Consider the following 1,685-nt stretch of genomic DNA (forward strand, 5'->3'; position numbering starts at 1 on the left):
GCCCCGCCTGCACCGGCTCGAACCCTCCGTACCCGTTCCTCTGCCCCGGCCCCTGACCGCACACAGCGATGGGGCGCGCCCAGTCCGCCAAGACCCTGCGGGCGCGCCCCACACGGTGCCCCTCACCGTACCCGCCCCACCCGCCACGGAGAGCACCGATGACCACCACCGCCACCGCACTCCACCGCATCGCCACCCTCTGGCCCGACCTCCACGACGCCCTCGGCCAGCCGGCCACCATCACCGGCTTCGGACTCGGCCTCCGCGGCTACCTCCAGGCCCTGGAGCAGTACGACATCGCCGAAGCGGCTGCCCTCCGCGCCCTGGAGCGCTCCCCGGACCAGCTCGGCACCCGGCCCGTCCCCGTCAACCTGCGGATCATGGACACCATGCGCACCGTCGAAGCCGCGCTCCACGAGACCGCCACCCAGATCGCCGCCACCAACCAGCACGACGTGCGCACCTCCCACCCGCACCGCTGGCACTACACCGGCAAGCCCCGCGGCGCCGTCTGGACGGCCCTCTGGCTGTCCGCACGCGCGCAGGGTGTGTTCTGGCCCGGCCGCGCCCTCACCGAGCCCCAGCACCGCCACCTCGGCCACGTCGCCACGGAGTCCCTGCGCCGCATCGAGCACGCCCTCGACCTCGCCCACGACACCCACGAACTCTCCGAGGACCACGCGTGCCAGTGCGGCGGCCGGATCGTCATCTCGGGCGGAGCCGGCGACCAACCCACCGCCCACTGCCGCCACTGCGGCGCCTACTGGACCGAGACAGGCGTCGTCGCCGCCTAGACCGACCGCTTCGGCCCCGAGAACTCGCCCGGCCAGTCCTCGGGGCCGCCGCCACGCCACTCGATGGACGGCCACCCGGTCTCCTCCAGCCAGCCGGCCCGCCGCAGGAACTCGATCAGGTCGGGGAACTTGAACGCGCGGCCGGAGATCACGTCATCGATCCGGACCGTCCGGCCACCGTCCTGCGGGTCCGGCGGCATCACCACCACGACCGGCTGGTGCTCCTCGTCGCTCATACGGCCCACGCTCGATCCGGACGGGCCCGGACGCATCCGGACAGGGCCGGACGGGTGCCTACTCTCCCCGGGCTGGCAGGCGAGACGCCAGCACGCCGATCATCTGCCCAGCGGCGAACGCCGTCTCCGGCGAAACATGGTTCTCCAGAAGCCGAAGAAGCCGAATGATCTCCTCGGCCTCGCTGAGAAGGAGAAGCGGCAGCCGCTCCTCGTTGGGGTAGTCGCCGGTGACCGGCTCGAAGGTGTCCATGCCCGTACAACCGCAGCGACCGGGCCCGGGACACGACAGAGCCCCCGCTCATGCACGTCGGCTAAGCGGGGGCTCACGGCTGCGTGGCTACTCGGCCGGCCGATGGAGATCCGTGCGCTGCCCCTGCCGCGAAGTACGGGCGCGGAAGTACGGCTCGATGACCCGCCAGTCGAACAGCCGCATGCGGCCCACCTTCATAGCCTTCTCGATCGGCACCGGCCACGCCGGATCCTCCTCAGCGAGCTGGCGACACCGCTGCGCGCTGACCTTCTTCAGGCCGGCGGCCTCCAGGCGCGCGGGCATGTCCGCAAACGAGATCAAGTCCGGGCCTCCCGTCTCGTCGACTTCCTCCTGCGGGGAGTCGGGCATGACTCCATCCTCTCAACTTCCTTGTTTTAAAACAAG

General features: G+C 71.3%; 4 protein-coding genes. 1 reads left to right on the top strand and 3 read right to left on the bottom strand.

The annotated features are described in order from the left end of the window. Positions 1 to 158 precede the first annotated feature (158 nt). Positions 159 to 794 (top strand): hypothetical protein, encoded by a 636-nt coding sequence (locus tag ABZ135_RS38730; protein WP_356703111.1) that lies wholly within the window; start codon positions 159 to 161, stop codon positions 792 to 794. On the opposite strand, the gene ABZ135_RS38735 is transcribed toward ABZ135_RS38730, so the two are convergent. From ABZ135_RS38735 to ABZ135_RS38745, 3 genes are all read right to left on the bottom strand, one after another. Further along, the gene (locus ABZ135_RS38735) at positions 791 to 1,030 is read right to left on the bottom strand and encodes a hypothetical protein (RefSeq protein WP_356703113.1); all 240 of its coding nucleotides are present in this window, start codon (positions 1,028 to 1,030) and stop codon (positions 791 to 793) included. The genes ABZ135_RS38730 and ABZ135_RS38735 overlap by 4 nt on opposite strands. Positions 1,031 to 1,088: 58 nt before the next feature. Beyond that, complete coding sequence (locus ABZ135_RS38740) at positions 1,089 to 1,280, bottom strand: hypothetical protein (protein WP_356703115.1); 192 nt, start codon at positions 1,278 to 1,280, stop codon at positions 1,089 to 1,091. Between the two features lie 87 nt (positions 1,281 to 1,367). Beyond that, positions 1,368 to 1,649 (bottom strand): hypothetical protein, encoded by a 282-nt coding sequence (locus tag ABZ135_RS38745; RefSeq protein ID WP_356703118.1) that lies wholly within the window; start codon positions 1,647 to 1,649, stop codon positions 1,368 to 1,370. Positions 1,650 to 1,685: the final 36 nt, after the last annotated feature.

Source organism: Streptomyces sp. NPDC006339 (assembly GCF_040612775.1).
Taxonomy (GTDB): Bacteria; Actinomycetota; Actinomycetes; order Streptomycetales; family Streptomycetaceae; genus Streptomyces.